At 66.1% G+C, this 26959-nt stretch carries 25 protein-coding genes; 13 read left to right on the forward strand and 12 right to left on the reverse strand.

Features of this window, described 5'->3' with window-relative positions; genetic code table 11:
* Window positions 1-43: 43 nt before the first annotated feature.
* Complete coding sequence (locus tag HH308_RS01870; protein ID WP_170192435.1) at window positions 44-661, forward strand: TetR/AcrR family transcriptional regulator; 618 nt, start codon at window positions 44-46, stop codon at window positions 659-661.
* Between the two features lie 362 nt (window positions 662-1023).
* The gene (locus tag HH308_RS01875) at window positions 1024-1248 is read left to right on the forward strand and encodes a hypothetical protein (RefSeq protein WP_170192436.1); all 225 of its coding nucleotides are present in this window, start codon (window positions 1024-1026) and stop codon (window positions 1246-1248) included.
* Window positions 1249-1357: 109 nt separating this feature from the next.
* Here the strand turns inward: HH308_RS01875 and HH308_RS01880 are convergent, their stop codons facing one another.
* The 4 genes from HH308_RS01880 to HH308_RS01895 form a co-directional block, all read right to left on the reverse strand.
* Window positions 1358-2137 carry a class I SAM-dependent methyltransferase gene (locus HH308_RS01880; RefSeq protein ID WP_312870271.1) on the reverse strand — a complete coding sequence of 260 codons (780 nt, stop codon included), beginning with the start codon at window positions 2135-2137 and terminating at the stop codon, window positions 1358-1360.
* Window positions 2138-2275: 138 nt separating this feature from the next.
* Window positions 2276-3229: a winged helix-turn-helix transcriptional regulator gene (locus tag HH308_RS01885; RefSeq protein WP_170192437.1), complete on the reverse strand. Its 954-nt coding sequence runs from the start codon at window positions 3227-3229 to the stop codon at window positions 2276-2278.
* Window positions 3230-3244: 15 nt separating this feature from the next.
* Window positions 3245-4195, reverse strand: coding sequence for an NAD(P)H-dependent flavin oxidoreductase (locus tag HH308_RS01890; protein ID WP_170192438.1), 951 nt, complete (start codon window positions 4193-4195; stop codon window positions 3245-3247).
* Between the two features lie 28 nt (window positions 4196-4223).
* On the reverse strand, window positions 4224-5444 hold the full coding sequence (locus HH308_RS01895; protein ID WP_170192439.1) for an acetyl-CoA acetyltransferase: 1221 nt from the start codon (window positions 5442-5444) through the stop codon (window positions 4224-4226).
* Between the two features lie 140 nt (window positions 5445-5584).
* Here HH308_RS01895 and HH308_RS01900 point away from each other — a divergent pair, with 140 nt between their 5' ends.
* Together HH308_RS01900 and HH308_RS01905 are read left to right on the forward strand one after the other, a co-directional pair.
* On the forward strand, window positions 5585-7102 hold the full coding sequence (locus HH308_RS01900) for a carotenoid oxygenase family protein (RefSeq protein ID WP_170192440.1): 1518 nt from the start codon (window positions 5585-5587) through the stop codon (window positions 7100-7102).
* 59 nt (window positions 7103-7161) lie between these two features.
* The gene (locus tag HH308_RS01905) at window positions 7162-8874 is read left to right on the forward strand and encodes a class I adenylate-forming enzyme family protein (RefSeq protein WP_170192441.1); all 1713 of its coding nucleotides are present in this window, start codon (window positions 7162-7164) and stop codon (window positions 8872-8874) included.
* 313 nt (window positions 8875-9187) lie between these two features.
* Here the strand turns inward: HH308_RS01905 and HH308_RS01910 are convergent, their stop codons facing one another.
* Both HH308_RS01910 and HH308_RS01915 read right to left on the reverse strand, forming a co-directional pair.
* Entirely contained in the window at window positions 9188-10459 is a 1272-nt protein-coding gene (locus HH308_RS01910; RefSeq protein ID WP_170192442.1) for an HRDC domain-containing protein, read from the reverse strand.
* Between the two features lie 4 nt (window positions 10460-10463).
* A complete protein-coding gene (locus HH308_RS01915) occupies window positions 10464-11087 on the reverse strand; it encodes a DUF3000 domain-containing protein (protein ID WP_211188025.1) in 624 nt (207 codons plus the stop codon).
* 143 nt (window positions 11088-11230) lie between these two features.
* On the opposite strand from HH308_RS01915, the gene hemE reads away from it, so the two are divergent.
* From hemE to HH308_RS01940, 5 genes are all read left to right on the forward strand, one after another.
* Entirely contained in the window at window positions 11231-12286 is a 1056-nt protein-coding gene (gene hemE / locus HH308_RS01920) for a uroporphyrinogen decarboxylase (RefSeq protein ID WP_170192443.1), read from the forward strand.
* The gene (locus HH308_RS01925; RefSeq protein ID WP_170192444.1) at window positions 12283-13656 is read left to right on the forward strand and encodes an FAD-dependent oxidoreductase; all 1374 of its coding nucleotides are present in this window, start codon (window positions 12283-12285) and stop codon (window positions 13654-13656) included. Before hemE ends, HH308_RS01925 begins: the two co-directional genes overlap by 4 nt.
* Window positions 13653-14348: a hydrogen peroxide-dependent heme synthase gene (gene hemQ / locus HH308_RS01930; RefSeq protein ID WP_170192445.1), complete on the forward strand. Its 696-nt coding sequence runs from the start codon at window positions 13653-13655 to the stop codon at window positions 14346-14348. Before HH308_RS01925 ends, hemQ begins: the two co-directional genes overlap by 4 nt.
* 57 nt (window positions 14349-14405) lie before the next feature.
* The gene (locus HH308_RS01935) at window positions 14406-15917 is read left to right on the forward strand and encodes a TLP1 C-terminal extension domain-containing protein (RefSeq protein WP_170192446.1); all 1512 of its coding nucleotides are present in this window, start codon (window positions 14406-14408) and stop codon (window positions 15915-15917) included.
* A gap of 95 nt (window positions 15918-16012) precedes the next feature.
* Complete coding sequence (locus tag HH308_RS01940) at window positions 16013-16507, forward strand: DUF6611 family protein (RefSeq protein WP_170192447.1); 495 nt, start codon at window positions 16013-16015, stop codon at window positions 16505-16507.
* On the opposite strand, the gene msrB is transcribed toward HH308_RS01940, so the two are convergent.
* The 5 genes from msrB to HH308_RS01965 form a co-directional block, all read right to left on the reverse strand.
* A complete protein-coding gene (gene msrB / locus HH308_RS01945; RefSeq protein WP_170192448.1) occupies window positions 16479-16910 on the reverse strand; it encodes a peptide-methionine (R)-S-oxide reductase MsrB in 432 nt (143 codons plus the stop codon). The genes HH308_RS01940 and msrB overlap by 29 nt on opposite strands.
* Window positions 16907-18190 carry a glycosyltransferase family 87 protein gene (locus HH308_RS01950; RefSeq protein ID WP_170192449.1) on the reverse strand — a complete coding sequence of 428 codons (1284 nt, stop codon included), beginning with the start codon at window positions 18188-18190 and terminating at the stop codon, window positions 16907-16909. Before HH308_RS01950 ends, msrB begins: the two co-directional genes overlap by 4 nt.
* Window positions 18191-18334: 144 nt before the next feature.
* The gene (locus HH308_RS01955; RefSeq protein WP_170192450.1) at window positions 18335-18784 is read right to left on the reverse strand and encodes a hypothetical protein; all 450 of its coding nucleotides are present in this window, start codon (window positions 18782-18784) and stop codon (window positions 18335-18337) included.
* A gap of 189 nt (window positions 18785-18973) precedes the next feature.
* Complete coding sequence (locus tag HH308_RS01960) at window positions 18974-20581, reverse strand: alpha/beta hydrolase (RefSeq protein WP_312870274.1); 1608 nt, start codon at window positions 20579-20581, stop codon at window positions 18974-18976.
* Window positions 20582-20592: 11 nt separating this feature from the next.
* The gene (locus HH308_RS01965; protein WP_312870275.1) at window positions 20593-21309 is read right to left on the reverse strand and encodes a dihydrofolate reductase family protein; all 717 of its coding nucleotides are present in this window, start codon (window positions 21307-21309) and stop codon (window positions 20593-20595) included.
* A 68-nt stretch (window positions 21310-21377) separates the two neighbouring features.
* Here HH308_RS01965 and zapE point away from each other — a divergent pair, with 68 nt between their 5' ends.
* Complete coding sequence (gene zapE, locus HH308_RS01970; RefSeq protein WP_170192452.1) at window positions 21378-22391, forward strand: cell division protein ZapE; 1014 nt, start codon at window positions 21378-21380, stop codon at window positions 22389-22391.
* 663 nt (window positions 22392-23054) lie between these two features.
* Window positions 23055-24059 carry a hypothetical protein gene (locus tag HH308_RS01975; RefSeq protein ID WP_170192453.1) on the forward strand — a complete coding sequence of 335 codons (1005 nt, stop codon included), beginning with the start codon at window positions 23055-23057 and terminating at the stop codon, window positions 24057-24059.
* A gap of 104 nt (window positions 24060-24163) precedes the next feature.
* Here HH308_RS01975 and HH308_RS01980 read toward each other — a convergent pair whose 3' ends face one another.
* Complete coding sequence (locus tag HH308_RS01980) at window positions 24164-24721, reverse strand: GNAT family N-acetyltransferase (protein ID WP_312870276.1); 558 nt, start codon at window positions 24719-24721, stop codon at window positions 24164-24166.
* A gap of 123 nt (window positions 24722-24844) precedes the next feature.
* Here HH308_RS01980 and HH308_RS01985 point away from each other — a divergent pair, with 123 nt between their 5' ends.
* Entirely contained in the window at window positions 24845-25438 is a 594-nt protein-coding gene (locus tag HH308_RS01985) for a DinB family protein (RefSeq protein WP_170192454.1), read from the forward strand.
* A gap of 43 nt (window positions 25439-25481) precedes the next feature.
* On the forward strand, window positions 25482-26936 hold the full coding sequence (locus HH308_RS01990) for an amidase (protein ID WP_170192455.1): 1455 nt from the start codon (window positions 25482-25484) through the stop codon (window positions 26934-26936).
* Window positions 26937-26959: the final 23 nt, after the last annotated feature.

Here is a 26959-nt window from a genome sequence, read left to right on the forward strand (position 1 = left end):
GTTGCGCAATGGCCAATGTGCGGCCGGGTGAAAGAGGTAGGCGATGAAGTACGTGGAAGCGTCGGTGCGGCGCCCGCAGTTGGTGGCCGCGGCGCAGGTCGTGTTGGCGCGCGACGGCGTGGCCGGTACCGCGTTGCGGGCGGTCGCGGCCGAGGCGGGGGTGTCGCTGGGAACCGTGCAGCATGTCTTCGGGTCGAAGGCCGAACTGTTGCGCGCGGTCATCGAAGACGTCGTCCACGGCATTGCCGAAGTACTCGACGATGCCGCGCACCTGGGCTCGGGCTTGGAGTTCGCGATCCGCGACGGGATGACCGGCTTCTGGGACATCCTGGTCGCCGACGAGGTGAACCTGCAGATCATGCAGTACGAGTTGACGTTGTACGCGCTCCGGGAGCCGGGCCAGGCGGAACTCGCGCGCTGGCAGTACCAGCGCTACGGTGAGATCGTCGCGAGCTGGTGTGAGAACGCGGCGCGCAACGCCGGGGAGACCTGTGCGGTTCCCTTCGATCAGCTCGGGCGGCTGATCGTCAGCGGCATCGACGGAATCCTGATCCAATACCTGGTCGAGCGCGATGCTCGGCGTGCGCGCGCCGACTTGGCGGCCACCATCAAGATGCTCGTCGGGTTGGCCGACGTACGGCTGGCGCCCGCGCCGCTGTAGTCGGCGTCAGGTGTCGGACTGGTGCTTACGTGTTGTTCGACTGCCTGTGACGCGCGCGCATTCGGAATCGTACGTATGTATTGAAAATGCCCGTGGTGACAGCCCGTCGTCCGCTCTGTTGTTCCGTGGCCGCGAGGTCGCGAGACGTTCGGCGAACACCTGGGCTCGTAGCTGCTCAGCGGCGACGACGAGTTGACTTGAACGCGATACGACCCGGTCAGATCGCGGCGATTCGCGAAGAACATCCGAAATCATGTGAAATTCCAGCGAACAGTTTCGCCCACGCGCCGCCAAATGGATGAGTTGTGCGGGCTGGGTCGCTAATGTGCGCAACGGGGCGGGAACCGCAACGAAGGAGAATCATGGCTGTATCGGTAAACCTGGCGAAGGCGCTCGACAAGGCTTATGAGGACAAGGACCTGTCCGAGATCCTGGATGCGCCGCCGTCGGCGCTCGCGGGCCTGACCGAGAAGCACGACGCCGCGCTCAAGGAAGCCTTGAACATCAAGACGATTCGCGAGCTCGGAACCAACAAGTTCATCGCGGTCGCCAGCGTGCTCGCCGCACTCGAGGGCAAGACCGGCTAGGACGGCTCCGACGTCGGGTCCCGATCGCGTCCGCCGCGGCCGCGACCCGACGTCGGTCGGCACCTGCCCCGGCCGCCGGACAGATCTCACGTCGCGGTGCCGTTGAACACTACGTAGAAGGGGCCGATACCCCAGGGTCGGTGTGCGTGCAGAACAGCGCCACCGCGTTGTTGGCTGCGGTCACACCCGCCGGGCCGATCGCGGCGCGCAATCGACTGCGCAGTGTGCGCTGCGTGTCCGCGTCGAGAACCAGCTGGTGCGAATAGGTGAAGACCATGTCCAGGTACGCATCGGCGTCGTAGTGCGACCGTTCGTGGTATTCGCGGTAGTCGACGGCGAATCCGGCGTCGGTGAGCTCCTGCAGCGCGCGATCGCGACCCCCGTCGAAGCCGTGCGCGGCGACCGGTACGCCCCGCACGTCGGCATGAATCTCGTCGAACACGATCTGCTCGGGTTCGACCGCGGCGATGCGGTTCCACATCAACACCAGTTGGCCGCCGGCCGGCAGCAGGTGCACGACCTTGTCCAACGCAGGACTTGGTTGCACCCAATGAAACGATTGCGCGAACACCACGCGGTCGAACATCCGCCGGTCGGAGTGCCACTGCTCGAACGTGCTGATCTCGACGTCGATGCCCTTGTCCGCCGCGACGCGGGCCATCCGCTCGTCGGGCTCCACCGCAACAACCCGCGCGCCGGCATCACGCAGCTGGACCGAGGCGATTCCAGTGCCCGCGCCCACGTCGAGCACTCGCAGACCGGCACGTGGGACCACGTCGGCGATGAGCGCAGCGGGATACCGCGGGCGAAACGCGTCATACGCGGCCGCCGCCGACCCGAACGACTCCGCCCGACGACGATCCTCATAGGACCGCGGTATGCCCGTCACCGGGCCGCCTTCGACATTCCCGGGACTCGCTCCGGTTGAGTGCAGATCACCTCGCCAACGGTACTCACGATCGTCCGCTCCGGCTCGACGTCGGTGCGACCGATCCGCTGACCGCGGGAGATTCCTTGGCAGACAAGTCTATTCGTGCTCGGACTCGACGACGGGTTCGATCGACACGCCGCCCGACGTCAGCTCGACACGGCACCGATCACAGGCCAGACGTGGACGGAACTCGTGGCCGGTGCCGCGGTGGGTGAAGATCAACGCGGGCCCCTCGGGAGCGTGAAACCACCGCTGCCCCCACGTGATCATGAACACCACGACGGGAAAGAAGGCGAGACCCTTGCCGGTCAGCCGATAACTGACCCAGTCGGGTCGGGCGGGGTTGGGGACGGTGTCGACGGCACCGAGGCGCACGAACCGAGCCAATCGGTCGGCCACCATGGTCGGTGGAGCACTGGTCCGTTCGGAGAATTCGCCGAACCGGTGCGCGCCGAGAAACAGTGCCCCGAGGATGGCCGCCGACCAGCGGTCGCCCAGCAGTTCCATGGTGTGCGCCAACATCTGCGACGGCTGCTTGGCTTTCGCCGAACGGCGTCGCGCGATCGACGCTGGGACGCTGCGCGACCATACCCCGCTCGGTCCGAGGTCGGCGACGACGTCGTGTACGTCCACCGCCTTGCCGCACTCGCGGCAGATCAGCATCGGCGAGAACAACTCTCCGCAGGTCAGGTGGCGCATCTCCGGCAACGGAGGCGACGACGTGGGGGCCCACACCTGTTCCCAGGCCCACATGCTCAGCAGCAGCGTCCAGACGCCCGCGCCGCGTCGGGTCAACACATACTCGTACCGATCGGGCCGCTGCGCGTACTGGACACGTTCGAACAGCCCCTTCTCGGTGAGGTTCGCCAGACGCGACGACAACACCGAATTCGAGATCGCGCCCTGGCCCATCCAATCGCCGTACCGCTGGGCGCCCTGCACCGCGTGCCGCAGGATCCACAGGTTCCACTCGTCGCCGAGAATGCCCAAGGCAACCGCGATGGCGTTGTCGCCGTCGGGTTCGAGTGTGGTGACGCGGTCGCACTCCACTTCGAGACCCCTCGCTCAGGTGGCGCTGCCGACGGCGCTGCGCTGTGCGAGTCGACGGCACGCGGCGTCGTATTGCGCCTCCAGTCGGTCGACCACGTCCGCGACCGGCTCGACGGCGTCGATCGACGACAATCCCTGCCCGGCGGCCCAGACGTCGCGCCATCGGGCGGGAACGCCGCCGGCGGAGTCGTAGGTGCGGGCGCCGGTGAAGGCCATGCGGTCGGGATCGAATCCGTTCGCGATCAGACTGGGGCGCAGCCAGGAGGCGTCGGCTCCGGTGACGCCGTCGCTCACGACGAGGTCGTCTGCGGTGGAGTCGACGACCATCTGCTTGTACGCCTGCGGTGCCATCGATTCGGTGGTCGCCAGAAACCGGGTGCCCATGTACACCAGGTCGGCGCCGGCCGCGATGGCACCCGCGACGCCCGCGCCGTCGGCGATCCCGCCGCCGACGGTGACGATTCCGTCGAAGAACTCGCGGACCGCACTGACGAACGCGAACGGCGAGAGGTGTCCGGTGTGTCCGCCGGCTCCGCTCGATACGCACGCGAGACCGTCCACGCCGGCGGCGACGGCCTTGCGCGCCAACGCAATCGATACGACGTCGGCGATCACGACGCCGCCGTAGGACTTGACCACGTCGATCGCCGGGGCGGGGGAGCCCAGCGCGGTGATGACGATGCCCGGTCGGTGTTCGGCGACCAGACGCAGATCCTCGGCGAGTCGCGTGTTGGTGCGGTGGGTGATCAGATTCAGCGCCCAGGGGGCCGTGTCCGACGCCCCGACGCTATCGGCGATCGTGCCCATCCAGGTGTCGAGCTCGGCGGTGGTTCGGCAGTTTGGGCTGGGGAACGACCCCACCACCCCGGCGCGGCACGCCGCGACCACCAGTTCGACGCCAGAGACCAGGAACATCGGTGCGGCGACGACCGGCAAGCGCAGATGCTGCGAGATGGGTTGTGTCATAGTCGAATTCCTCACTCTCGAGCCGTGCTCAGCCGACGACGAAGCTCGCGACGGTGGTCGTACTGCCGCCGATGTTCAGTGTGGCGGCCCGCCGGGCGCCGTCGACCTGGTACCCGCCCGCGGTGCCGGTGATTTGCCGGTGACAGTCGAGCAGCATGCGAATCCCGGTGGCGCCCACCGGATGTCCGCCGCCGAGCAGGCCGCCGCTCGGGTTCATCGCGACGCGGCCGCCGATCTCCAGTTCGCCGTCGGCGATCGCCCGCCAACTCTCGCCCGGCGCGGTGAGCCCGAAATGGTCGATCGCCAGGTATTCGCTGATCGTGAAGCAGTCGTGGGTCTCGATGACGTCCAGACCGTCGACATCGTCGACGCCCGCCCGCCCGAGCGCATCCGCGATCGTGTCGGCCACGTGCGGGAACACCAGTTCTGCGCCTGCGCTGCGGGCCAGCTTGTCCTCAAGCAGCAGACCGACGGTGCGGTGACCCCAGCCGAGGACGCGCGAGCACCCCGACGAGTCGAGTGCCGGATGGGTGCGCCGATAACGGTCGGAGACCAGTACGACACCGGCTCCACCGTCGGTCAGCGGGCCGCAGTCGACTTTGCGCAGTCGGCCTTCGACGATCGGGTTGGCATCGTCGTCGTCGGTGAACGACGCCGGGTGATACTCCCAGCCGCGCGTCTGCGCCAACGGATTTCTGCGGGCGTTGCGCGAGTTCAGCTCGGCGATCTGCCACAGGTACGTCGCGTCGAGCCCGTAGCGCTTGTCGTACTCCTCGGTGATGCGGCTGAACATGTACGGCCACATGAAGTTCGCGTCGCGACCCTCCTCGCCGATCCACGCGGCACCGGCCATGTTCCGCGCTCCGACGTCGCCGGGGACGTTCTTCTCCAGCTCCGCGCCGACGACGAGTGCGCAGTCGTAGCGTCCCGACTCCAGATCGGCCATGGCCGCGAGGATCGCCAGCGATCCGGAGGCGCACGCCCCCTCGTGCCGGCTCGCGGGCACACTCCAGAGTTCGGGCCGGACCGACGCGGGCATCGCTCCCAGGTGCCCCTGCCCGGTGTAGACCTGCCCGAACGCATTGCCGACGTGAATCACGTCGACGTCGTCGACGGGGACGCCCGACGCCGCCAGTGTTCCCGCCACAACCTCGTCGAACAGCGTGGCGAGGCCACCGCCTTCTCGGGTCAGATTGCGGGCGAAGTCGGATTGGTATCCGCCGGTGATCCATACGGTGGTGTCAGACATCTTGACGAATCGCTTTCGGAGACGAGTCAGCTACAACTGCGAGAGTAATGAAGTCGAATCGTCGAGGGAAGTCTTGACAACCCCTGGCTGACTCGGTCACTCTCGTAACTGTAGTCAGTTCTTCGGAGGAAGTTGAGGCAATGGAGATCGAGGTACTGGGCAAGCTGCTCTCGACGCTGCCCGCAGACGACGACCATCCCTACCGAACCGGACCGTGGCGGCCGCAGACCACCGAGTGGAAGGCCGACGACCTCACCGTCGTATCCGGCGAGATCCCCGCGGACCTCGACGGCGTGTATCTGCGCAACACCGAGAACCCGCTGCATCCGGCGATCAAGAACTATCACCCCTTCGACGGCGACGCGATGATCCACGTGGTGGGCTTCCGCGATGGAAAGGCGTTCTACCGCAACCGATTCGTGCGAACAGACGGCATGCTCGCCGAGTACGAGGCGCAGCGGCCGCTGTGGGCCGGGGCCTCGGAGATGCCCGAGTGGGCGCAGCGCGAGGACGGTTGGGGCGCGCGGCGTCGGATGAAGGACGCGTCGAGCACCGACGTCGTGGTGCACCGGGGAACCGCGTTGAGCAGCTTCTGGATGTGCGGGGATCTGTATCGTATCGATCCCTATTCCGCTGCGACCCTCGGCAAAGAGGACTGGAACGGCGCATTCCCGTATCACCTCGGCGTCTCGGCGCATCCCAAAGTCGATGACCGGACCGGTGAGCTGCTGTTCTTCAACTACAGCAAAGAGGCGCCGTATATGAAATACGGCGTCGTCGATGCAGACAACAATCTGGCACACTACGTCGATATCCCGTTGCCCGGCCCGCGTCTGCCGCACGATATGGCATTCACCGAGAACTACGCCATCCTCAACGATCTGCCGCTCTTCTGGGACGAGGAGTTGCTGAAACGCGGTGTGCATCATCCGCGCTTCCACCGCGGCATGCCCGCACGATTCGGGGTCATCCCGCGTCGCGGACAGTCGTCCGATATCAGGTGGTTCGAGGCCGATCCGACGTATGTGCTGCATTTCGCGAATGCCTACGAAGACGGCGAGGAGATCGTCCTGGAAGGCTTCTACCAGGGTGAGCCGGAACCGAAAGCCGACGGTATCGCCGATAAATGGCAACGCGCGTTTCGATTCCTTGCGCTCGATCACATGCAGTCGCGCCTGCATCGCTGGCGGTTCAATCTGCGCACCGGGCAGACGAGGGAAGAATCACTGACCGATCAGATCACCGAATTCGGCATGATCAACGGTGCTCACGCCGGAGTTCGACATCGGTACGTGTATGCCACGTCCGGCGTCGACGGGTGGTTCCTGCTCAACGGCGTCGTGAAGCATGACACTGAAACCGGTGTCGAGGAATCATTCCGTTTCGGAGACGGAGTGTTCGGCAGTGAAGCGTCGATGGCGCCTCGTATCGGTAGCACCGACGAAGACGACGGCTATCTGATCACGTTGACCACCGATATGAACGACGACGCGTCCTATTGTGTCGTATTCGACGCCAAACGTGTCTCCGATGGTCCGGTTTGCACTCTGCAATTACCGGAGCGCATTTCCAGCGGAACACACTCCACGTGGGCGGCGGGCAGTGAATTGCGTCGGTGGCGCAATGTCGACAATGCGGCGCAGGCGGTAGGACTGTAACGCTACCATTCGACAGCGAGGGGGAAGACGGGCGAAGCAACAGTCGGAGGAAATGGCCAATGGTCGCCTTGAAACGCGGGCTTCATCCGCAAGCCCGCATCGACCGCTACCGCGAACGCGGCTGGTGGTCGGACCGCACCCTCGACCGCGTCTTCGCCGACCAGGCCGCTGCGCGCGGCGACGCACTCGCGATCGCCGACCCCGCCAATCGCGCCGCGCTGCTGGGATCGACTCCGCGGCGGCTGACGTGGAACGAAGTCGACGACGAGGTGACCTTTCTCGCCGCGCGGCTGCTCGAATACGGCGTCACACGCGGTGACGTCATCGGCGTGCAATTGCCCAACACGATCGAACTCGCCGAGGTCTACCTGGCGGCTTGGATGATCGGCGCGGTGGTCTCACCGCTGGCCATGCAATACCGTGAGCGCGAACTGACGGCGATGGCGAACAAAGCCGAATTCGTGCTGTTCATCACCACCGGCACATTCGGCGGGCGTCGTCCCGCGGCGTCGGCCGACGCCATCCGTGACGAACTGCCGCAATTGCGCGCCGTGCTCACCTTCGGCGACGCCGCCGACGCCGGCGGCGGTGACGGACATATCACGCCCGGCAGCGCCCGGCCCGGCGATTGCGAGACGCTCGCGGCGTATCGTCGAGCCGACCCCAATGACCCCAACGACTGTGTCACGATCTGCTGGACGTCGGGCACCACCGGTGAACCGAAAGGCGTGCCGCGCACCCATTACGACTGGCTCGCATTCACCGTCTCGACTATCGGCGCGCCGCACGTCGTCGCCGACGACGTGTTGTTGAATCCGTTCCCGATGATCAACATGGCTGGAATCTGCGGCATGTTTCTGCCGTGGATCTGCACCGGTGCCACCTTGATTCAGCACCATCCATTCGACGCGGTGACATTCTTCGGTCAGATAGCGGCGGAGAAGGTCACCTATACGCTCGCACCTCCGGCACTGTTGTGGAAACTGCTCAACGATGAGTCGCTGCTCGACGCGGTCGATATCTCCACACTGACGCGAGTCGGGTCGGGCTCGGCTCCACTGCAGCCGGCTATGGTACGCGGATGGCAAGAGAAACACGGATTGAATGTCATCAATTTCTTCGGCTCGAATGAAGGCGTATCGCTGCTGTCCGACCCCGTCGACTTCCCCGATCCCGACACTCGCGCGCGCTTCTTTCCCCGGTATGGAACGCCCGGAGTGTCGTGGGAGTCGGCCATAGCCGACCGCACCGTCGTGAAGATCGTCGACGTCGAGACCGGCGCCGAAATCACCGAGCCGGGGCGCCCGGGAGAATTGTTGATCGGCGGACCGGGAGTCTTCCCCGGCTATCTCGACGGCGCGAATCTCGCCTGCCCGTTCGACGCCGACGGACTTCTCAAGACCGGCGACATGTTCGAGATCGACGGGGAACAGAATCAATACTTGCGCTACGTCGACCGCTGCAAAGATCTCATCATCCGCGGTGGAATGAACGTCGCGCCGGCCGAACTCGAGGGGCTCATCGCCGAACACCCCGCCGTGGCCGAATGCGCCGTCGTCGGCGATCCCGACGACTCTCTCGGCGAGACGGTCGCGGCGGTCGTCGTGCTGAATGCCGGGCAGCGCCTCACCCTCGGCGATCTGACCGACTTCCTCAGGTCGCAGCGCATCGCGTCCTACAAACTCCCCGAGCGGCTCGAAATACGAGAATCATTGCCGCGCAACGCAGTAGGCAAACTGATGAAACGCGAACTTCGCCGGCTGGCGGGTTGATTGCGCGGGGTGAGCCGGGCGAGCCGCACCCGCTCCGCTCCCCGAGTGCCGAAGCGGACTGTCGTGCCTACCCGAGCCGCAGCCCCTCCGCTCCCCGAGTGCCGAGGCGAGGTACGAGCTTCGGTGTAACGAGGGGTCGGTGCGACGAAGCACTCAACGGAACCCCAGAAACGTTGGAGACAAGCAGTTTTCGCCCATGGCGCTCGTGGTCACGATCCGACGCCATCTCACCGCATCTCGATCGCCGGCGGGCTCGCTGCGCTCGCACGACGGCACTCGATGAGCGAAACGCCATCGTGCCCCGCCAGCCGCCCTACGACCCCGTGCCCTCGACCTTGCGCAGCGCGGCTGCGATCGTCTCCGACGTGAGTTCGCGCTGCCACGGGCGGGCGCCGCCGGTGGCGAGTGCGGCGTCGACGGCGTGGGCGTCGATCTCGCCGGCGATGCCGGTCCAGCTGAGCTGCCGCACGAGGTCGGGGGAGAGCAGGTTCTCGACGGGCAGATTGTGTTGTTCGGCAAGCTCTTTCACGGCCGGCCGGACCACCGCGACTCGGGCCGCGGCCTCCGGGTTGCGCTGATCCCACCGGTTGATCGCGGGCAGCCCGACCGTCTGGATCTTCTTGGGGGGCAGCTCGGCATCGGGCAACTGTCGTGCCCGATCGATCGCCGACCACCACACCCCTGCCTGCCTGCGTTGGCGCGGGCCCCCGAACACCGGCAGAGCGGTCAGCTCAGCCACCGTCTTGGGGTAGGCCGTCGCCGCCGTCACGATCGCCGAGTCGGGCAGCACCCGCCCCGGCGCGATGTCCCGCCGAGACGCGACATCCTCACGGGCGGTCCACAATTCGCGTACGACGGCCAGTCCGCGCTGCGTCTTGATGGCGTGGATGTTCGACGTCCGGCGCCACCGATCGGCACGCGGTGGGGCCGGCGGTCGGTTGAGCACGTACTCGAATTCCTGTGCGGCCCACTCAGATTTGCCAGTCGCCGCCAGTTCGTCCGCGATCGCCGCCCGCAACTCGATGAGCACCTCGACGTCGAGTGCGGCGTAATTGAGCCAGTCGGCGGGCAGCGGACGGCGCGACCAGTCGGCGGCTCCGTGTCCCTTCGCCAGGCCGAGCCCCAGGAAATGGGCGATCATCGCCGCGAGATTCACCCGCGGCAGTCCGAGCAGGCGCCCGGCAAGCTCGGTGTCATACAGTGTCGTGCAACGGAAGTCGAGTTCGCGCAGGCAGGGGAGATCCTGGTCGGCGGCATGCAGAATCCATTCCGGACCGTCGAGCGCCTCGACGATCGGCGTCAACGCATCCGGGTGTTCGATCGGGTCGATGAGGAAACTGCCGGACCCAGTGCGGCGCAACTGAATCAGATACGCGCGCGCGGAATACTTGTAGCCCGACGCCCGTTCGGTGTCGACGGCGATCGGGCCGGTCCCGGTCGCCAATCGTCGTGCGGCGTCAGCGAATTCGTCGGGCCGCAACAGCACCGGAGGCACCCCGTCGCGCGGGGCGGGCAATGGTGTCGGTTCGGGTCCGTCGGCGTCGTCGACGGTGGTGCCGGTGTCGTCGGTATCCGCTGTCGCCATCAATCTAGAACGACTTGAGTTCGGTGATCCCCAGCGGCGGCAAACCGGCTGCGGATGCGAGCGCCTCGGAGAAGGCCTCGAGGTGTGAGGCGACGTCGCCACGGGTCGCCGTCCACGACGCGCGCAATTCGAGTTGGTGCGCACGGGGTGGACCGGCGATGTCGCCGAATCGCACCGACGTCGTTGAGGTGACTGTGCCGCCGAGCGCGGTGACCTCCTCCGACGTCGCGCCTTCCGACGTCCCCAGCGCGTCGGTCAACCAGCTCCACGCCACCTCCGGGAGCAGCGGATCCGATGCCAGGTCCTCTTCCACCTCGGCTTGAATGTAGGCGACGAGCCGAATGTTGCCATTCCATGCTTCTTGGCCGTCGGGGTCGTAGAGCAGAATGAGTCGGCCGAACGCCGATCCCTGGGAATCCGTGGACATCGCGTCGAGCTCGGCGTCGTCGGACTGGCGTATCTCGGCGCCGATGGCGTAGCTGTACGGGGCCAGACGCTGGGGCGGGCGGATCGCTCCGACCTCGATCTCTGGGCGCACCCGTGCCGTATGCAGCGAGTCGACGGCCGTGCGGAACTCCGGTGGCTCGGTCGCAGCGCCCGATCGAGGCGCACCAGAAGTGGTCACCATCTGAAAATAGGACGCGCCGAGCGCTCGATGGTGGAGGCGCGCCGCGCCGTCTCAGCCCGCACTCAGGTTCTGCGGCCGACCCGGTTGAACCCGAGCGATCCGGGCAACGCGATGTGGGGAAACGTCGCAGTCATGGCACAGTAATGGTCGTGGCTGAAGCGAAGACGTCCTCCAAGCCCCTGATCGCCGCCGCGACCGGGGGGACACCGAGCCGACGGCCGGTTTGGTTCATGCGGCAAGCCGGGCGGTCGCTGCCGGAGTATCGGGCCATCCGTGCCGATCGCGGCATGCTCGAATCGTGTTTCGACGCCGCGCTGGTCTGCGAGATCACCATGCAGCCGGTCCGCCGCCACGACGTCGATGCAGCGATCCTGTTCTCCGACATCGTCGTTCCGCTCAAAGCGGCCGGCGTCGACCTCGACATCGTCGCCGGCACCGGGCCCGTCGTCGCGCGCCCCATCCGTACCGCCGACGACGTCGCGGCGCTTCCCCGCCTCGACGCCGCAGCCGTCGGGTCGGTGTCACAGGCCGTCGGACTCATCCTCGGCGAACTGACCGACGCCCAGGCACTCATCGGATTCGCCGGCGCCCCGTTCACCCTCGCGTCATACCTCATCGAGGGCGGCCCCAGCCGCACCTACGAGAACACCAAGGCGATGATGTACGCCCGCCCCGAGCTGTGGCATCAGCTGATGGCGCAGCTCGCCGACATCACCGTCGAATTCCTCCGTGTTCAACTCGACGCCGGGGTCCACGCGGTGCAGTTGTTCGATTCGTGGGCCGGCACGCTGTCGGTCGCCGACTATCAGACCTATGTCGCGCCGCACAGCGCGCGCGTACTCGCCGAAATCGCCGAATACAAGGTGCCGCGCATCCACTTCGGAGTCGGGACCGGCGAGTTGCTGGCCCCGATGGCCCACGTCGGGGCCGACGTCATCGGCGTCGACTGGCGTGTCCCGCTCGACGAAGCCGCCCGCCGCGTCGGGCCGGGCAAAGCGGTGCAGGGCAACCTCGATCCGACGCTGTTGTTCGCCGGGCCCGAGGTGATCGAGTCGCAGGTTCGCCGGATCGTCCGGGACGGCGAGAAGGCGATCGACGCGGGCGCGGTCGGTCACATCTTCAACCTGGGGCACGGCGTGCTCCCCGCAACCGACCCCGACGTGCTGACCCGCACCGTCGAACTGGTCCACCGGTTGTGACCTCGCGTCTCGCGGTCATCGGCGGCGGGCTGTCCGGCCTGACCAGCGCGTATTTCGCGCGTCTGGACCTCGGCGCCGATGCCGTGATCGACGTCTTCGAGCGCACCGATCGCCCCGGCGGTATCCTGCGCGCGGCGACGGTCGCGGGTCGTTCCGTCGACGTCGGGGCCGAGGCGTTCGTCGTTCGACGCCCCGAGGCACTCGCGCTGATCACCGAACTGGGCCTCGCCGATCAGGTGGTGTCGCCGACGGGCCGACGCCCGGCGGTGTGGGCCGGTGGGCGCCTGCACGCGTTGCCGACGCCCGCCCTGATGGGAATTCCCGCCGACGCCGCCGCACTCGGTTCGCTCGTCGACGATGCCGCCCGGGCGCGAATCGAGTCCGAACGGACCCGCCCGCTCGCGTGGACGCCGGGGGCGGATCGATCGGTCGGCGCCCTCGTGGACGAGCGCTACGACCCGGAGATCACCGCGCGCAGTGTCGACCCCATGCTCGGCGGTGTCTATTCCAGCTTGGCTGGGGATATCGGTGTGCGAGAAGCACTTCCGGCGCTGGCGGCGCGACTCGACGCCGGGGCGCCGAGTCTGGGCGATGCGGTGTCGTCGTTGTTGCCGCCCGCCGGAAACTCGGCGCCGGTGTTCGGCGCGGTACGCGGCGGGTATCGCACCGTCGTCGCACGGTTGCTGGAGGCGTCCGGCGCACGATGGCTCGCGGGTTCGGCGCCGGAGCTCACCGGTCGTCCCGGTCGGTGGTGCGTCGACGGCGTCGACTACGACGCCGTCATCGTCGCGCTGCCCGCGCCCGACGCGGCGCGGGTGCTCGCCGATGTCGCCCCCGACTCCGCCGCGGAACTTGGGCGTGTCGCGATGGCCGGTTCGGCCCTCGTCGCACTTGCATTGCCGCCGGATACCGTGCTTCCGGACAATTCCGGAGTACTCGTCGGCACCGGAGAATCGTTGCGCGCCAAGGCGTTCACCTTCAGCTCGCGTAAGTGGGCGCACTACTCGACGCCCGACGCCGTGTGGGTGCGAGTGTCATTCGGGCGGTTCGGTCAACCCGTCGTCGTCGACGATGCGACGCTGATCGATTGGGCGACGACGGATCTCGCTCAGGTGTGCCGGGCCGCGGGTGCGCCGGTCGACGCCGCACCGCTCGACGCCGTCGTGCAGCGGTGGCCGGCCGGGTTGCCGGTCTACGCTCCCGGTCATCAGGCGGCGATGCGACGGGCGCTGGCCGCCCGCCCCGCGGGTCTCGGATTCGCGGGGGCGAGCTATCAGGGCGTCGGGGTGCCCGCCTGCATCGCACAGGCACGCGCGGCGGTGGACGCGGTGATCGGCGAATCAATCGCCAGTGGCACGATGGATTCATGACCCGCTTGGACTATGCCGAACTCAACTCCACCATCCGCTACCTGATGTTCTCGGTGTTCGCGGTTCGACCGGGTGAACTGCCCGACGACCGCACCGACGCCGCCAACGAGCTCGCCGAGTTCATCAAATCGGTGGAAGATTCCGGCATCGTCGTGCGCGGCGTCTACGACGTCTCCGGGCTGCGCGCCGACGCGGACTTCATGATCTGGTGGCATGCGCCGGCCGTCGAGGATCTGCAGGGCGCCTACCAGCGATTCCGCCGTGAGACCGCACTCGGCCGGGCCAGCAATCCGGTGTGGAGCAACGTCGCGGTGCATCGTCCCGCCGAGTTCAACAAGAGCCACATCCCGGCTTTCCTCGCCGGCGAGGACCCGGGCAATTACATCTGCGTCTACCCGTTCGTGCGTTCCTACGAGTGGTACCTGCTGCCCGACGAGGAGCGCCGCAAGATGCTGGCCGACCACGGCAAGGAGGCACGCGGCTACAAGGACGTCCGAGCCAACACGGTGCCTTCGTTCGCCCTCGGCGACTACGAGTGGATCCTCGCCTTCGAGGCCCCGGAGCTGATCCGGATCGTCGACCTGATGCGCGACCTGCGTGCTACCGAGGCGCGCATGCATGTCCGCGAGGAGACGCCGTTCTTCACCGGTCCGCGAGTGGATCCGGCGGCACTGGTCTCGTTGCTGCCGTAGTGGGCACCCGCACAGTGTGTCGTCGGGGGTCGGCGAGCCGAGACCAGGGGAGCACCGTTGACACCATCTGACGACCGAACTCCGGTCATCGTCGGCGTCGGGCAGCTTCGTGCCAATCGGGGTCGCGACCCACGGGCCGCGCGGTCACCGCTCGACCTTCTCCTCGACGCCATCGGCCGTGCCGCCGTCGATTCCGGTGTCCCGGACATCGTCAAGCGGGCCGACACGATCGGCACCACCGACGTGGCGTCCTGGGGATACGACGATCTGCCCGCGATCGTCGGGCGCGAGATCGGTGCGCGGCCAACGCAATTCATCTCCGGGCCGATGGGTGGCAACCAGCCGGGACAGATCCTCGACGACGTCGCCGCCGCGATCACGGCGGGCACGAGCAGTGTCGCGATACTCGGCGGTGCGGAGGCGGTGGCATCGCTGCGCGCGGTCCTGGCATCGGGGTCGATGCCCGACTGGTCGCCGGGCAGCCTCGCCCGCGTCGACGTCTCCGAGATCGCCTCGGCGACGATGATGCGCTATCACCTCGGGCTGCCCGTGCGGTGCTATCCGCTGTACGAGAACGCTTTTCGCGCCTACCGCGGGTTGAACTACGCCGACGTGCAGGCCGAGTCGGCGCAGTTGTTCGCCGACTTCACCACCGTCGCCGCACGTCAGGCGGCGGCATGGGATCCCGCTGTGCGCACCGCCGCCGACATCGGCACCGTCACGCCCGGCAACCGGATGGTATGCCAGCCCTACCCGGTCCGGATGAACGCGCAGATCGGCGTCGACCAGGCCGCGGCGGTGATCGTGACGAGTGTCGCCGTTGCGCGCGACGCCGGGATCGACGAGTCTGACTGGATCTACGTGCGCTCCGCGGCCGGTGCGGCGGAGCCGGTGGATATCATGTCGCGCAACGACTTTCATTCATGTCCGGCGCTCGCGACAGCGCTGGAGACGGCTCTGCGGCGCGCTGGGATCACGGCGTCGGACCTCGCCGTCCTCGACATCTACAGTTGCTTCCCGATCGTTGTGAAGCTTGCCGCGCAGGTATTGGGGCGTCCGCTCGACGCCCGGTTGACCGCGACGGGCGGTCTTTCCGCGTTCGGCGGACCCGGCAACAACTATTCGACGCACGCGCTGGTCGCGGTCACCGAGCGGTTGCGCTCGCAGGGCGGCGCGGGACTCGTCTACGCCAACGGCGGCATGCTCACCAAACACCATGCGGTGGTGCTTGATTCACGACGACCGACCGAGCCGTTCAGCGGGGGAGCGGCGTCGTCGAATGTGCGGGACCATCCGCCGATCGTCGAACCCCACACCGGGATCGGTACCGTCGAAACCTACACCGTCGAATTCGATCGTGACGGAGAACCCGTGCGCGGCTGGGTGATCGGACGCACCGCGGGCGGGCGCTTCCCGGCGATCATCGTCGACCGAGAGACGCGCGCCGAGTTGCTCCGCGAGGACGTCGAACCGATCGGACGCCGGGGCACCCTGTCGACGATCGACGCGGCGTCGGTGAGCGATGGGTCACACGAAGCGACGGGTCGGTTGACGACCTTCTCATTCTGAGCTGCGCGTCAAGATGGCGTGGAGTTGTTCCCGCCGAGCGCAAAGCTTCCGTTAAGACCGGTGACGGGGCTTCGGCGCGGGAACACCATGGGCTCATGACCAGCTATCAATGGGGCAGTTACAGCGAGTCCGACGAGTGCTACGGCCTGCACCGAATCCACATGGTCGTCTATCCGCCCGCGACGAGCAGCGGCGATCGGACGTGGCTGCGCGTGTGGCGGGCCTGGCCGATCGTCGGCTTGCTGGTCGGCGCCGCGCTGTATTCGCTCATCGCCGGTCAGCTGAGCACCGCTCCGGCGATGACCGTCGCAGTCGTGGTTCCCCTCGCCGTCGGGGCCGGGTTGGCCGTACGGGTACGCGCCATCCGATCGCAAGTCGCCGAGGTGCTCACGCTGACCCCGCCGCGCGCGCGTTTCGGCCACCCCGCGGCGGGCCTGATCGTCGCCGAGCGTCTCATCGACGCGAGTGCCCGGCATCGTCGGGGGGAACTCGACGACGCCGCGTACCGGCGGGACTGGCAGCGCGCCTATGACTACCTGCGCGGGGCCGCGCGGGGCGCGACTACTCCGTCGGCTCCAATGACAAGCTGATCGAATTGATGCAGTAGCGCAGGTCGGTGGGAGTGTCGTAGCCCTCGCCGGAGAACACGTGCCCGAGGTGGCTGCCGCAATTGGCGCACAGCACCTCGACGCGGCGCATACCGAGCGAGTCGTCGGCGCGTTCGATGATCTTGTCGCCGGCGAGCGGCGAGAAGAACGACGGCCAGCCGCAGTGCGAATCGAATTTCTCGTCGCTGCGGAAGAGTTCGGTGTTGCAGGCGCGGCACCGGTAGACGCCGGTGGTCTTGGTGTCGGTGTACTCGCCGACGAACGGAGCTTCGGTACCCGCTTGACGCAGCACACGGAACTCGGCGGGCGTCAACCGTTCCCGCCACTGCTCAGCGGTGAGGTTGCTCAGGTCGTCGACGGGCGCGGGCTGCGAATCAGAAGTCATTTGTCCAGCGTAGCGACGAAGGGTCGGTCGCTGCCAGATTCCTCGTCCGACTGCGTCGAAGGGGCGTCGGACTTGGCGAATTCTTCCAGGATCGGTCCGGCCAGACCGGCCTTACGCAGGTCGAGATAGCGGAACAGCAGCGAGCAGAACACCGCGATCATCAGCAACGACCAGCCCCAGGTGACCTTGTTGTACTCGATGGCGCGGCCGAATGTCTCCCAGCGGGTGGAGAAGTAGGTATCGAAATTGAAGCACCCGTATACGCCGAGCCAGGCCGGCCAGTTGCGCATCGGCGACCCGGGCAGGAACACCGACATCAGCAGCGGGAACAGCAGCATCGAGTAGTACCCCTGGCCGAGTGGACCGACGAGGAACCAGGTGCACAGCAGAATGCCCGACGACGCCGTCAGCCACAGCAGCGGCTGCGATTTCCGGTAGTAGCGGTAGAGGAACCAGAGACCGAAGACCGCCATCGCGGCGAATGCGACGCGCAGCACCAGGACAAGCCACGGGTCGACGCCGTAGTGCAACCCATTGCCGCCGATGGACGAGTTGTAATAGTCGCGAACCTCGCTGAGGTACGGGTACGTGCGGGTGAAGAATTTCATCGGGTCGACGCTTGCCGGCCACGCGGCGGCGGTCAGCAGTGCGGGCACCCCGACGGCCGTGACGAGAATCCGCCACTGCCGATTGAGCAGCGGCAGCAGCAACAGGGGCGCCAGCACGGGTTTGACCGCGAACGTCAGCCCGAGCGGGATGCCGGCCCACCACTGGTGATTGCGCATCATCAGAATCATGAACGCCAACATGCCCAGCAGGACGAACGAGTTGAAGTTGGTGAAGATCAGCGTGTGCGCCACGGTCTCGGTGCTGAAGAAGAAGAACAGCACGGTCGGGAACACCCAGGAACGCCAGCCGTAGCCGAACAGCATCGTCAGCAGGTACGCCGAGGCGATCAGAGCAATCACGCTGAAAGTGATGAACAGCCAGCGTGCCCGCTCGGGGTCGATCACCGCGAGCGGTGCCATCAGCAGCGTGCCCGACGGCGGATAGAGGTAGTGCGGTTCAACGGTCTGGTACGCCTCGCCGTACACCGGCTGATTGTTCAGAAAACGCAGTGCTGCCTGGTAGACGGGCGTGAAATCATCGGTGCGGTCGCCGTTGACGCCCAGGATGATCGAGCGCTCCAAGACCATCATGATGCTGATCGGCCACAGGATCATCGGAATGATCCGTTGCGCGTTGAACTGCGGAAACAAGACACGGTCGGCTATGGCCACTTGCGAACCCTACTACGTCGTCGTGAGCGGAGGAAAAATCATGGGTGCTACGGCCGTGTACCTGCTCCTACGGCATCGATTCCCGCCGTACGAGGCTCGATCAGAGATGCGCGGCCTGTCGGACTACCGCGAGCAAGCGCGGAATCATCCGACCGTACTCCAGGCGCTCCACGTCCACCGGACCACCTCGAAGCCAAGGGATCGGAGCAGGTCCTCCCGAATCTTCTCCTCGATGACGACGTCCGACGACTCCTGGCCCTCGCGCATCAGCTTCGCAAAGTTGGTGAAGTGCACGCGTTCGAAATCTGCGGCCAGCAGATCCAGACCGTGTACCGCTGCCGCAGATTGGAAGCTCAGCACCGAAGTGGGAGCCTCGGCCGACGCCACAGACGACCCGACCGCCAATGCGACGAGCCGGTGCCACTCTTCGGGGAACAGATGTCGATCGGGTCGTCGCACGTAAACTCCGGGGGCCACCCGGGCGAGCTCGCGCGTCTTCGATGCCGCGCGTTTGAGCTGTGCATCGGTCATCCCGTACGCGAGTGCCGCGCCGCGGAAGACGAATGCCTGTGGATCGAGGATTGATTGCGACATGAGTATTTGACGCACACCACGTCCGATCGGTTCCATCGGACCTTCCAACGGCACGTCTTGCAACATACGGCGTTCACGCGAGCCGTATTCTGCGATTCGCGCCGTAGGAGCCCCTACAACACCATCACCGAGAACTGGTCGGCCCGACATTGATACACCGACCCGAACCGCGCATCCAGCCAGCTACAGCTAGCTCGGGCACGCGCGTTCAGCCGGGCCGGACAGCGGTGTGGCGCCGAGATAGTCGCCGACGACGTCGGCCGCGCACGAACTGTGTGCGAGCACCGAGTAGCCCAGTCCGTCCCAGGAGACGGAGATCGGTGCCGTGCCGGCTTCGGTGAAACCGGCGTTGAGGGTCGAGGCGTCGCTGCCGTTGATGGGGTCGTTGGTTCCGGCGAGCACCAGCGGCGCCGTCGTATACGAGGTCGGTGCCTTCGCCGGCTGCGACGTCGCCCAACCGTTGCAGCGGACCAGCGACAGCGCCGCGTTGGTGCCGGTGATCGGATTCTGTTTGGTCCACTCGGTGATCAAACCGGGAACCTGATCCAGCCCGACCGTGCCCGACGAATTGTTGCACCTGCTGAGCAGCTGCGGCTGTGAGTCGCGAAGCCCCGTGGTGGTGCTGACCAGTGTGGTCAGCGCTTTGGTGTCACCGCGGTCGGCGGCACTGATCGCGGCCGCGAGCGCGGCGCGGTCGGCGTCGGAGATCGCGGTGCCCAACGCGGTCGTGATCGCGGTTAGGACATTGGTATCGGAGATGTCGGGGATATCGCCTTTCGCGGCCTTGTTCACCACGCTCGCGATGGTCGCCAGGCCGTTGCCGCCCAGCGAGCACTGCGCGATCTGCGCGCACCGCGACGCGTACGTCGTGAGCGCCCGCTGCACACCGGTCGCCGCCGTCGACGCGCGGTCGCGGGTGTTCGAGCCGAACGAGGTCGGCGTGTCGAGGATCAGGCGCCCGACCCGGTCGGGATACTGCGCGGCGAACGACAGCGCGACGTCGGCGCCCTCGCCGAGCCCCAACACGGCCAGGCGGTCGACGCCCCATCGGACCCGCAGGGCGTCGAGGTCGCTGGCCGCGAGGACCGAGGTGAAGTTCACCTGATTGGGCGTCAGGGTGTCATTGCAGCTGTCCGCCGCCGACGAGCCCGACTTCGCGAGGCGGTCGATGCGCTGGGCAGTGGCCAGTGCGGCCGGAGCGCGTAGCGGGCCGGGGTAGCCGGCGATGCCGTTGTTCACGATCGTCGACGAGTCGAGCATCGTCATGCAGTCGATCGTCGAGCGCGAGTCGGTGCCCCTCATCTCCACCGCGACGACGGGGTTGCGCGCCAGAATCGACTTGCCGTCGCCCGCGGTCAACATCAGCAACGCCCGCTGTGCGGGCATGTCGGTTCCAGTGGTCAACACCAGAGGTGGAGCGTCCTTCGGCGTCGCGGCGGTGCGAGCACGCACGGCATCGATGGTCAGCAACTCGGCCGACTGTTGGTCGGGAGTGATCGGTGACGTGAACGATGCGCATTCGATCGAGGTGCCGGCCGGTGCGGTCATCCCGAACCGGTCGGACACGGCCTTCGCGCAGTCGGTCCAGCCGAGGTCGTTGCGCGGCGCGGCCAGCACCGGGCCCTGCGGCGCGCTCGACGACGACTGGGCGGGATTGCCGTCGCCCTTCCCGCCGGTGATGGCGGTCGGACCGGTATCGGGCCCGGTCGCGCAGCCGGCGAGCAGCAGGATCGCGGCGGTGAGGCCGGCACCCAGAATCAAGCGTGGTCGCATACCGGCGAGGGTAGTCGGAGGCACGGGCGCTCTCCTCAAGCCCGCCGCTCCCAGCGTGCGTACAGATAGCCGTCGTCGTCGCCGAGCAGCTGCGTGAGCCGCACTCTCTTGGCGTCGATTGCGTTGGCGCCGTGCGCAATCCGCGGACCGTCGCCTGCCGCGAGCAGGGGAGCGGTGGTGAGGCACAGTTCGTCGACGAGATCGTCGGCGAGCAGCGTGGCGAACAACGACGGCCCGCCTTCGCACAGCAACTTGAGCTGTCCGCGAGCCCGACAGTGGGCGATGAGCGTAGCCATGTCGACACCGTCGGTGCCGCAGTCGACGATCGTCGCGCCGGCCTCGGTCAGCGTCGCGCGGCGGTCGGGATCGGCCGTCGTGGACGTCACGACGACGACTCGCGGCGAACGCAGAGTCTCGTAGTCGGTCGGGATCGACAGCGACGCCGAGACGAGGTAGAGAACGCCCACGTCGGGAGCGTGATAGTTCTCCGCGACCGCGGTGCGGGCACCGACGATGACCGCGTCGGCCAGGCTGCGCAGCACACCGAAGATCAGTCGGTCGCCGTCGCCGCCCAGCCCGCCGGAGCGGCCGTCGACGCTCGCGGCGCCGTCGACAGTGGCGATGAAGTTGACCCGCAGCACCGGCGTGTCGGCGTCGGGGTAGGCGTAGGCCTGCGTCAACCAGGGGGTCGGATCGGCGCCCGGCGCGGGCACGGACGTTGTGACCTGGGTCGCTTTATGCAAGAGGAACACCATGACATTGTGCCTGTACTGGTTACCCTTACCTGCATGGATAGTTGCACGGCGAGTCAGGCGGTTCGATGACAGCACGACTTTGTGATCGAAACCCGGTCGTCGCACCGGACGCACTCATCGCCGAGATGGTCCCGCCGCCGACCTTCGACGACGTCAGCTTCGACAGTTACATCCCCGATCCCAACGAGCCGACGCAGGCCGCCGCCGTCGCCGCCGGGCGCAACTTCGTCGAACGGGCCAGCAAGGCGCGGTCGGGTAAGCGCGGCTTCTTCGGCCGCAAAGCCGCACCTACGGGCATCGGCCTGTACCTCGACGGCGGATTCGGCGTCGGCAAGACCCACCTGCTGGCATCGATCTATCACTCCATGCCCGGCCCCAAGGCATTCGCGACCTTCGTCGAGATCACGCAGGTCGTCGGGGCACTCGGCTTCATCAACGCCGTCGAACGGCTCTCCGGACACAGTGTCATCTGCATCGACGAGTTCGAGCTCGACGATCCGGGTGACACCATGCTGGTGTCGCGGCTGCTCGCCGAATTGACGGCGAAGGGCGTGTCGATCGTCGCGACGTCGAATACGCTGCCCGGCCAGCTGGGCGAGGGGCGCTTCGCCGCGCAAGACTTCCTGCGGGAGATCCGCAAATTGTCGGGCATTTTCGAGACGATCCGCGTCGACGGTCCCGACTACCGTCACCGCGATCTGCCGCCGGCGCCTGATCCGCACTCCGATGCCGAACTCAGCGCGCTCGCGGCGTCGACCGACGGAGCGACCCTCGACGACTTCGACGAGCTCTGCGCGCACCTCGCGACACTGCACCCGTCGAAGTACAAGGCGCTGGTCAACGACGTGAAGCTGGTCTGCGTCAGCGGTGTGCATCCGGTCAACGACCAGTCGGTGGCGCTGCGCATCGTCGTGCTCGCCGACCGCCTGTACGACGCCGGTGTGCCGGTGATGGTCTCGGGTGCGAAGCTCGACCAGATCTTCACCGAGGAGATGCTCAACGGCGGGTACAAGAAGAAGTACCTGCGCGCGACGTCGAGGCTCCTGGCATTGTCGCGGTTCGCCGAGGCCGGGGTGTAGGTCGGGGTCAGCGGCTGAAATCTGTAGAATACTGGTCGATCGAGGGCAGAATGCCCTCGATCGACCTTTTGTTTGCAGAAATGATAGAGCCGCGCTTCTGACATGCGGGAGGTCCGGCAGAAATCAGCAGACAATCTGCGTGTTGAGGGCAGTATGCCCGCAACGGGGTATTGTCTGCGGACTTCTGTTTGTCTTGTGGCTATAACCAGTTAGTTCCAGTAACAATGCACCGCCGCGCATTCGTCCGATCGGGCTACATCGGTGTGCAGCATCGACGGCTACTCTCGATCACACAACAGATTGGTAGGCGTCGTCGAATCGATGGCGCGTCAGCTGTTGTAGCCAAGGTGAACGACGGGAGCAAAGATGTACGACGATCGCTGCAAAGACTGCCGATATGGGCAGTGCTCGACTTGCAAAGGGGCCGGGAAAGTCTGGGGTATGTCGGGAAACTGCACCAAGTGCCACGGTCAGGGTGGAAAGCCGTGTGCGCGGCACAGATAGCGACGATCGATCTGTTCTGTGAATGATATCGGCACGGCGCACTCCCGTTGTTTTCCAATCCATCCAACGCGGGGTACGTCGGGCGTCTGTCAAAATCCTCTGATCGTTTGTTTCGGTCGCAACTAACTACCTTGGTAGAGAAGGAACGGTGGGTGAAGCATGGGGATGTTTGAGGATGCCCAGAGGCAACGAGAATCAGAGTTGGCGCATGACAGGGCGGAGGCACGTGCGCTGGCTATGGGAGCAGACTCGCAGCGTGACGCCGTGCGAGAGTTTGTTGACGCAATGAACAAGTTGGGGTGCGCGGCGTATGCGGTGCGTCTCGCGAATTCAGGGAAACGAGGCGCCTACATAACGGGCTGGCGAATTGACAATTCCTCCCGCGACATCATGGATCGATCGGACCAAGCGATTGTTGCAGGAGATATTGAAGCAAGCTTAATAATCGACCAAAATGCGGAAAGTAATGCTGCGAGACGTGACTTTATTGTAACTCCGGACTATCGTGTCTTTGCTGCATCGGGGGACGTTAATGGTAAGTCTGTGCGTCCGGTAGAATTGGAATTTCCAGTCGGTTTGCGGATGGGACTTTGGCGGGCAAATAGATCATCTGATCTCACCGACAAGTATGGCCAAACCCTCGCAACGATACTGTCTGCCTACGTACAGCAGGTAATGCGGTCAGGTTATCTCTATGGTAAAGCTCCCCTCGAAACGGAGAAAGAAAAGCGTTCCCGGCTTATTCGCAACTTCAAAGACAGGCTTTCAGTGGTGATACCTGGAATGCTCTTGACTCTTGGAATCCTGTGGATAGCAAGCGTGATCGGCCATCCCACGAAAAGTGCACACGAAGACGTCCAGACCTATATACCTGACTTCAGCAATTTGTACCTGGCTACGATATTGTCCTCTGTTGTTGCGTTGGCGCTCACAAGCTTGATTGAAGTCATTCATGAGGGTAAGAGCTTCTGGTTCTACGTCGGGTTCCTGATGGGCGTACTGATCTTCTTCATCCATCTACCCTGGAGCAAGCTGGATCAGTTCGGCGGCTTGATGTTCTCGGTTGCATCGTGGTGGATCGCACCTATGCTCGCTGTAGCCGGATATGGGTTGTCGGCCATCTTGGCCGTGATGAGACCGCCGCTTGATGCGCGGAGGACGTAACTGCATTCTGCGGGTACCGAACTTGCACCTGCCCCCTTTCGTTGGGGAGGTCAGAACTCGGCTCAGGCCGCTCGTTGAGCGAAAGCCCAATTGTGAGTGGCTCGTCACCCCAACCCCAACCCCAACCCCAACACGAAGTCCTGCTCGATCACCCCACCCAGATCAAAGGTCTTCGTCCCGACCTCGACGAAGCCCATCTTGGCGTAGAACCGTTGCGCCCGAACGTTTTCCTGGTTGACGCCCAACCATACGACGGCGCTACCACGCGCCCGTGAGATGGCGATCGCCTCGGCCATCAACGCGTGCGACGTTCCCGACCCGTGATGGTCGGGCAGGACGTAGATCTTGCTCACCTCCGACGCCGGTCGATCCGTGACCACCGCCGCGACGTCGGGATCCGCCGGATCTCGGTGCAGCACAAGCGAATAGCCGATGATCGCGCCGTCACCGCCGGATGCGATCAGCACATCCGCGTCGGCGCTGTCGATGTACTCCCGGAACTTCGACGCCGACAGGTGTGTAGCGATGAACTCGGCGATCGCGGGCGCGGGCGAGTGCGGGGGACAGGCGAGCGGAAAGGTCACCGCCGCGACGTCGGCGATCTGGTCGGCCAGCGCGACGTCGACGGCGAGTGACGCCGACACGGTACGGTTCTCGGTCACCGGGCAACCGTAGCGAATCGCCTCAACACGTTTCACTACCGGACAGAAACTGACCTCATTGGGCGTCAGACTGGTTCTCGTAAGCACGACGGACCACTCACGACGGACCACAAGGGAGCGACCATGTACCTGCCGCAGCGCGACGACGAGGCAACCGGCATCGCCAACTACATCGACCAGCAGCTCGCCGCCATCCGCGCGGCGGCCTTCGGCCTCACCGCCGATCAACTGCGCGAAACACCTTGCCGCAGTGCTCTTTCCATCGGCGGCCTGATCAAGCACTCCCTGCACGGTCTCCGCGGGACCGTCCAACGACTGTCCGGGGAGGACATGACGCCGGAGGTATCGGAGGCCGGCATCGCCGACTACCTCGCCCAGTTCGCCGTCGGACCCGACGAATCCGTCGATCAGCTCCTCACCGACTTCGACGCCGCGCAGGCGGAGGTACGCGCACTGATCCTCGCGGCGGACCCCGACGCCGAGGTCGTCGCTCCGCCCGCTCCCTGGAATGGTGTCTTCTACTCCCGCCCCATCCGGCTGCGCTACTACCTCAATCACCTCGTCGAGGAGTTCGCGCGGCACGCCGGCCACGCGGACATCATTCGCGAACAGATCGACGGAATGTCGGTGCCCGCCTTGGTGATGACCCTCGAAGGCGCCCCCGCCAATCAATTCTTCACGCCCTACGTTGCCGCCTCCGGAACCATCGGCGCGTAGCTTTCCTGCCGACTTGTCACCCCCGGTCGGTACGGTCGACCACGTGGACACCGCATTCAGCTCTGCCGCCGACCAGCTCGCCGCGATGCGCCGTGGCGAGATCACCTCGATCGAACTCACCGACGCCGCGATCGCCCGCATCGAAGCGCTCGACGGCAAGATCAACGCCGTCTGCGTACCCGACTTCGAGCGGGCGCGCGCGGCGGCCCGACGCTCCGACGCAGCCCGCGCGGCCGGCGACGACCGTCCGCTGCTGGGGCTGCCGGTCACCGTCAAGGAATCGTTCAACATCGCCGGGCTGCCCACCACCTGGGGCATCCCGGCGTCGCGCGACTTCATCGCCGACGCCGACGCCGTGCAGGTCACCCGGCTCACCGACGCCGGTGCGGTCATCCTCGGCAAGACCAATGTGCCGCTATTCCTCGGCGACCTGCAGAGTTACAACGACATCTACGGCACCACCAACAACCCGTGGGATCTCACTCGCACACCGGGCGGATCGTCGGGCGGTTCCGCGGCGGCGCTCGCCGCGGGATACGGCGCGTTGTCCATCGGCTCCGACATCGGCGGCTCCCTGCGCACACCGGCTCACTTCTCCGGAGTCTATGCACACAAACCGACTTTCGACCTATTGGCATCGCGCGGTCATACACCTCCCGGCGCGCCCGCGTTGCCGTCGAGCGTCGATATGGCCGTCGTGGGCCCGATGGCCCGCACGGCGCCGGATCTGACGCTGCTGTTCGACGTCATGGCTGGACCCGATCCACTGACGGAGGGCATCGCTTATCGGACGCAGGTGCCGGCGCCGCGCCATGACCGCATCGCCGACTTCCGGGCACTCGTGCTGACCGACCATCCGCTGGTGCCGACGGGCTCAGCGGTCCGCGCAGCCGTCGAATGGATCGCGTCGACGATGGAAAGCCAAGGCGCACAGGTCATTCGTTCGTGTGAAGCGCTACCCGACCTCGGCGTTGTCGCCGCCCTCTACAGCGAGATGCTGATGGCCGAGCTCGCGGCCGCGTTCCCGCCGGAGGTCTACCGGACGCTGGCCGCGCAGGCCGACGGCCTCGCGCCCGACGACACCAGCCTCGACGCGGCTCGCCTGCGGGGCGCGGCGTCGACCCATCGCGCCTGGATCGAGTCGGCCCGACGCCGGGAGGTCATCCGCCACCGGTGGCGTCAGGTGTTCGACGAGGTCGACGTGGTGATCGCCCCGATCACGCCGACCCCGGCCTTCCCACACGACCACACCCCCAATCCCCATGCGCGGCGACTCGACGTCGACGGCGTCGAAATCTCGTTCAACGACCAGCTGCTGTGGGCGGGTGTCGCGACGCTGCCCGGTCTGCCCGCGACCGCGATTCCCACCGGACTGTCCGAGCAGGGTCTGCCGGTCGGCGTGCAACTGATCGGCCCGATGTTCGAGGATCGGACACCGTTGCGCCTGGCCGAACTGCTCGCCGACGAGATCGGCGGATTCGTCGCACCGGAACTATGACGATCGAGCCACAAGGATGGGCT

The organism is Gordonia asplenii (genome assembly GCF_012933505.1).
In the GTDB taxonomy this organism is placed as follows: domain Bacteria; phylum Actinomycetota; class Actinomycetes; order Mycobacteriales; family Mycobacteriaceae; genus Gordonia; species Gordonia asplenii.

Coding starts and splice junctions, on each gene's coding strand:
- HH308_RS01955 (WP_170192450.1), bottom strand. CDS start 18,784: ATGTCGCAATCAATCCTCGATCCACAGGCATTCGTCTTCCGCGGCGCG.
- hemE (WP_170192443.1), top strand. CDS start 11,231: ATGGTCGTGGCTGAAGCGAAGACGTCCTCCAAGCCCCTGATCGCCGCC.
- HH308_RS01905 (WP_170192441.1), top strand. CDS start 7,162: ATGGTCGCCTTGAAACGCGGGCTTCATCCGCAAGCCCGCATCGACCGC.
- HH308_RS01890 (WP_170192438.1), bottom strand. CDS start 4,195: ATGACACAACCCATCTCGCAGCATCTGCGCTTGCCGGTCGTCGCCGCA.
- HH308_RS01940 (WP_170192447.1), top strand. CDS start 16,013: ATGACCAGCTATCAATGGGGCAGTTACAGCGAGTCCGACGAGTGCTAC.
- HH308_RS01900 (WP_170192440.1), top strand. CDS start 5,585: ATGGAGATCGAGGTACTGGGCAAGCTGCTCTCGACGCTGCCCGCAGAC.
- HH308_RS01875 (WP_170192436.1), top strand. CDS start 1,024: ATGGCTGTATCGGTAAACCTGGCGAAGGCGCTCGACAAGGCTTATGAG.
- hemQ (WP_170192445.1), top strand. CDS start 13,653: ATGACCCGCTTGGACTATGCCGAACTCAACTCCACCATCCGCTACCTG.
- HH308_RS01915 (WP_211188025.1), bottom strand. CDS start 11,087: ATGGTGACCACTTCTGGTGCGCCTCGATCGGGCGCTGCGACCGAGCCA.
- HH308_RS01895 (WP_170192439.1), bottom strand. CDS start 5,444: ATGTCTGACACCACCGTATGGATCACCGGCGGATACCAATCCGACTTC.
- zapE (WP_170192452.1), top strand. CDS start 21,378: ATGACAGCACGACTTTGTGATCGAAACCCGGTCGTCGCACCGGACGCA.
- HH308_RS01985 (WP_170192454.1), top strand. CDS start 24,845: ATGTACCTGCCGCAGCGCGACGACGAGGCAACCGGCATCGCCAACTAC.
- msrB (WP_170192448.1), bottom strand. CDS start 16,910: ATGACTTCTGATTCGCAGCCCGCGCCCGTCGACGACCTGAGCAACCTC.
- HH308_RS01870 (WP_170192435.1), top strand. CDS start 44: ATGAAGTACGTGGAAGCGTCGGTGCGGCGCCCGCAGTTGGTGGCCGCG.
- HH308_RS01910 (WP_170192442.1), bottom strand. CDS start 10,459: ATGGCGACAGCGGATACCGACGACACCGGCACCACCGTCGACGACGCC.
- HH308_RS01975 (WP_170192453.1), top strand. CDS start 23,055: ATGGGGATGTTTGAGGATGCCCAGAGGCAACGAGAATCAGAGTTGGCG.